Source organism: Ruminococcus sp. CAG:379 (assembly GCF_000434255.1).
GTDB classification, from domain to species: Bacteria; Bacillota; Clostridia; order Oscillospirales; family Ruminococcaceae; genus Ruminococcus_F; species Ruminococcus_F champanellensis.
The window spans coordinates 2,632-7,678 of sequence record NZ_FR894886.1 but is presented as its reverse complement, the minus strand read 5'-3'; the positions used below and the strand labels follow the sequence as shown (position 1 = coordinate 7,678).

At 57.2% G+C, this 5,047-nt stretch carries 3 protein-coding genes and 1 other RNA gene; all 4 read left to right on the top strand.

The genetic code is table 11. The features are described from left to right. Positions 1–827, top strand: an 827-nt coding sequence (metG, locus tag QVO51_RS05380) for a methionine--tRNA ligase subunit beta (RefSeq protein ID WP_288167892.1), incomplete at its 5' end; no start/stop codon positions are given. A gap of 12 nt (positions 828–839) precedes the next feature. Next, positions 840–1,727: a dockerin type I domain-containing protein gene (locus QVO51_RS05375; RefSeq protein WP_022357534.1), complete on the top strand. Its 888-nt coding sequence runs from the start codon at positions 840–842 to the stop codon at positions 1,725–1,727. A gap of 32 nt (positions 1,728–1,759) precedes the next feature. Then, positions 1,760–2,104: RNase P RNA component class A (rnpB, locus tag QVO51_RS05370), an RNA gene on the top strand. 241 nt (positions 2,105–2,345) lie between these two features. Next, positions 2,346–4,988 (top strand): glycoside hydrolase family 11 protein, encoded by a 2,643-nt coding sequence (locus QVO51_RS10975; RefSeq protein WP_022357533.1) that lies wholly within the window; start codon positions 2,346–2,348, stop codon positions 4,986–4,988. The last annotated feature ends 59 nt before the right edge of the window (positions 4,989–5,047 follow it).

Sequence of the window (5,047 nt, the reverse complement as noted above, 5' to 3'; positions counted from 1 at the left end):
TGATCCAGCCGGCGGATGCCGCCGAGCCGGTGGATGCAGATCTCCGGGCAACGGCACTGAAAACCGTGGAGGAAGTAGACCGGCTCATGAACCAGTACCGGATGGCGGATACCCTGGACGCTGTCATCTCCCTGGCAAGACGGAGCAACAAGTACATTGACGAGACCATGCCCTGGGTGCTGGCAAAGGACGAGGCACAGAAGCCCCGGCTGGGTGCGGTGCTGTATAATCTGCTGGAAAGCATCCGCTTCCTGGCGGTTCTGCTCCAGCCCTTTATGCCGGAAACCGCAGAGAAGATCTTTGCCCAACTGAACACGGACTGCAAGGACTATGCGAGCCTGTCGGCGTTCGGCGGTCTGCATGCAGGGGACAAGGTGGGCGAGCCGGTGCCCCTGTTCGGCAGAATCGATGCGGAGCAGATGATCCAGCAGTTGAAGGCAAAGCAGGAGGCTGCCGCCGCACCGGCACAGGAGCCGGCGCAGGAAGCCATCCAGCTGGCACCGGAGATCTCCATCGAGGACTTTGCCAAGGTGGAGCTGCGGGTGGCAAAGGTGCTTTCCGCAGAGAAGGTGAAAAAATCCTCCAAGCTGCTGTGCATCCAGCTGGATGACGGCATGGGAGGCAGACAGGTAGTGTCCGGCATTGCCAAGTGGTACAAGCCGGAGGAGCTGGTGGGCAAAAAAGTCATCGTGGTTGCCAACCTGAAGCCTGTGAAGCTGTGCGGCGTAGAGAGCAACGGCATGATCTGTGCGGCAGACCTGCCGGACGGCAGCGTCAGGGTGCTGTTTGCGGATGATTCCATGCCCTGCGGCGCCAAGATCCGATGAAAGGAAGATAATGTGAAAACACTCTTTTGCAGAAAGCTGCGGCGGGGACTGGCAGCGGCGGTATGCTGCGCTGTGAGCCTTTGCGCAGCGGTCACTCCGGCGCAGGCACAGACCATGCAGCCGGCGGCAGAAACGGCAGCAAAGGAAGTGACATACCGGCTGATCCCGGAGGAGAACCGGATCAGCTCTGCACAGATCCGTTCCGGGTCTGTGGACGTAAAGATCCGCATGTACATTGAAAATGACCCGGGCACCTCTGCCATTGCCCTCCAGTTCGGCATGCCGGAGGGAGTCACCCTGAAGGAGGGGGGCTATGCGTCCCCTTATTGCTACGGGGACGGCACAGCGGATTCCGCCAGGTTCCACTCCTTCAACGTGGAAAAGCGTCGGGTCACCTGGATGTCCGGCACCATGATCAGCTTTCTGGTGCCCACCAATTCCGAGATCTATGATCTGAGCCTGCCCTTTGTGGAGTTTACCGTGACCCTGCCCCAGGGGGCGGCAGAGGGGGTCTATGAGGTATACTTTGACCCTACCCCGGAGCAGGACGGGACAGCTACCGTGTCCCTGCTGTACAGCTCCCATACCATCAACGACCAGGGGGATACGGAGCGGCTGAAGGTACATTACAACAGCGCCCTGATCGGCGTGGGGGATTCCCTGCGGCGTGGGGACGTGGATCTGGACGGGGATGTAGATGTGGCAGATGCGGTTGCGGTGCTCCAGGCAAGCGCAGAGCAGATGGTCACCGGGGAAAATCCCCTGAGTAAGGATGCCCGGTTCGGGGCGGATGTCAACGACGACAGCCGGGTGGATGTCAGCGATGCGGTGCTGATCTTGCAGTATTCCAGCATGAAGATCGCCAATCCGGATGCGGACTGGGATGACCTGCTCGGTTGACAAGCTCCCGAAAATAGGGTATACTGAACAGGTGAGCAGGCTATGCGATAGCGGGGGAGGCAACTCCCGTGAGGAAAGTCCGGGCATCACAGAGCAGGGTAGCTGCTAACGGCAGCCGGGGGCGACCCTAGGGCTAGTGCAACAGAGAGATACTGCCGCAGCAATGCGGTGATGGTGGAAAGGTGGGGTAAGAGCCCACCAGAGTGCGTGAGAGCGTACTGCTATGTAAACCCTACCCGATGCAACGTCTATTGGTACCGTCTTTCAACATCTGCTCGGTGGAAAGGCGTGTAATGGCGGCTTGAGCGTTCCGGCGACGGATCGCCTAGATAAATTATCGCACACGACAGAACTCGGCTTATCGGCCTGGTCACAGCATGGGCGTTCCCTTCGGGGAGCGCCTTTTTGCATGTCCGGTAATTGTGAACATTTTAAGAGCAAAAAATGACCGGGTGAAAAATTTCTCCGCAATAAACGACTTGAAAACTTTGTGCAGATGCAATAAAATAAATACAACGACGGAAAAACTGTTGGACACATCAGCAGTGGATCCGTTTGGCGCAGACAAAGAGAGGGACTGCGCAAAGAAATCTAATAGGAAAGCGGGGAATATGTTACATGAGAAAACACACCATCAGCAGATTTTTTCACGGTCTGCTGGCGGCGGCGGTGTGCCTGACCTTTACGCCGCTGCCTACCGCTTCCGCAGCCACCGTTCTCACCGAAAACAAGACCGGTACCGAGGACGGCTATGCCTATGAGCTGTGGAAGGACCACGGTAACACCAGCATGACCCTGACCGGAGGGGGCACCTTCAGCTGCGAGTGGAGCAACATCAACAATTGTCTGTTCCGCAAGGGCAAGAAGTATGACTGCACCCAGACCTACGATCAGCTGGGCAATATCACTATCGAATACGGTGTGGATTATCAGCCCAACGGAAACTCCTACATGTGCGTGTACGGCTGGACCCGGAATCCCCTGGTTGAATACTACATCGTAGAAACCTGGGGCAGCTGGAGACCACCGGGGGCAGCCTCTGCACTGGGTACGGTGTATGCAGATGGGGGCACCTATGACATTTACAAGACCACGAGAGTGAATATGCCCTCCATTGATGGAGATACCACCTTTGATCAGTACTGGAGCGTGCGGCAGTCCAAGCCCTCTGCAAACGGTACCAAGATCGAGGGCACGATCTCCGTTTCCCAGCATTTCAAGGCATGGGAGCAGGTGGGTCTGAAGATGGGTAAAATGTATGAAGTGGCTCTGAATATTGAGGGGTATCAGAGCAGCGGCAAGGCTACGGTATATAAAAATAATCTGTCCGTAGGCGGTGCCATTACAGATCCCGTCAAGCCGGATCCGGTAGAGCCGGACGAGAACGGCTATTACTTCCACAGTACGTTTGAGAAGAATACAGACAGCTGGTCCTCCAGAGGGGATTCCACAGTTACGAATTCCTCTGCGGCAGCGGCAACCGGCAGCATGTCCCTGGCGGTTACAGGAAGAACCGATACCTGGAACGGTGCGGGCTACACCCTGGACACTGCCACCTTCCAGCCCGGCAGCGCCTACAGCTTCAGCGTGCTTGCCATGCAGGATGCTGCAGCTTCCGACGACTTCAAGCTGTCCCTCCAGTATGATCTGAACGGAGAGACCAACTACGACACCATTGCAACCGCAACCGGCGCCAAGGGCGAGTGGGTACAGCTGGCAAACACCGCTTACACCATTCCTGCCGGGGCAACCGGATTGCTGCTGTATGTGGAAACCGCAGACAGCACCAACAGCTTCTACATGGACGAGGCCATCGGTGCAGTAAAGGGCACCAAGATCGACGCAGGTCTGCCGGATCAGCCGGATACTCCCACCATGGGTGACGTGGACGGCAGCAGCACAGTGGATGCAAAGGACATGAAGACACTGCTGAATTATCTAATCCGGAAGACCAGCACCCTTGCCAATGCAGAGGCAGCGGATCTGGACGGCAACGGGGTCATCAACGCCATGGATCTGGCACTGCTCAAGCGGAGCCTGCTGGGCAATCAGGGCGGCACAACGCCTGTGACGCCTTCTGAGTCCGGCTACTTCAAAAGTACGTTTGAAACAGGGAAGGATGGATGGGTCTCCAGAGGGGATACCACCCTGTCCATTGATTCCGAATCCTATTACTCCGGCAGCAAGTCCCTGCACATCAGCGGCAGAACCGATACCTGGCAGGGGGCGGCTTATACACTGGATACCAAGACATTTCTCCCGGGCAGCAGCTACAGCTTCAGTGCTGCTGCTATGCAGGCAAGCGGTTCTTCTGAGGAACTGCGGCTGACCCTGCAATACACGGACGCTGGCGGCGAAACCGCATATGACACGGTGGCTTCTGCTACCGCAGCCAGCAAGACCTGGACCAAGCTGGAGAACAAGTCCTACAAGATTCCGGCAGGGGCGTCCGATCTGCTGCTGTATGTAGAATCCGCAGACAGCACCACGGATCTGTACCTGGATGAGGCAGTGGCTGCTGCCTCCGGTACTGCGTCCTCCGTGGTAACCGGCGGCGGCAAGGTGGGAAATATCACAACACCTACCCCGGCGGCAGGCGCTGTGGATATTTCCTGGATCGACAAATCCAAGCCCATGGCTGCCATTGCTTTTGACGACGGCGCAGTGGGCACTGCTTCCACCGATTATTCTATCCGGATTCAGGATGCCATTGCAAACAGCGGCTTCCGTGCCACCTTCTTCTATGTTGGCAACTGGATCAACGGCAGCAACCAGGGCGAGATCAAGCGTGCCTACGAGCTGGGCATGGAGATCGCAAACCACTCCACCACCCACACGGATCTGACCAAGCTGTCCGCAGCGGAGATCCGCAAGGAGTACGATACCACCTCCGACAAGATCAGGGCCATCACCGGGCAGGGCACCTCTCCGGTTATGCGTCCGCCGTATCTGAGCGTGAACGATACCGTAAAGTCCGCACTGAGCGATGTGGCACTGGTGAATTGCAGCATCGACACCGGGGACTGGAACGGGGCAACCAGCGACCAGATCATCAGCAAGATCAAGACAGCCATGAGCAACGGCACGCTGGACAATGCCATCGTGCTGTGCCATGAGACCTATGATTCCACTGCCACCGCAATGGAATATCTGGCACCCTATCTGAAATCCCAGGGCTGGCAGATCGTAACGGTTTCCGAGCTGTTTGCGGCAAACGGCAAGGAGCTGAAGGGCGGTACCCTGTACAACGCCTGCAACTAATCCGACATCCACTACAATCTGATATATCCCCCTGTGGCGGCTGCGTTTGCAGTCGCCAT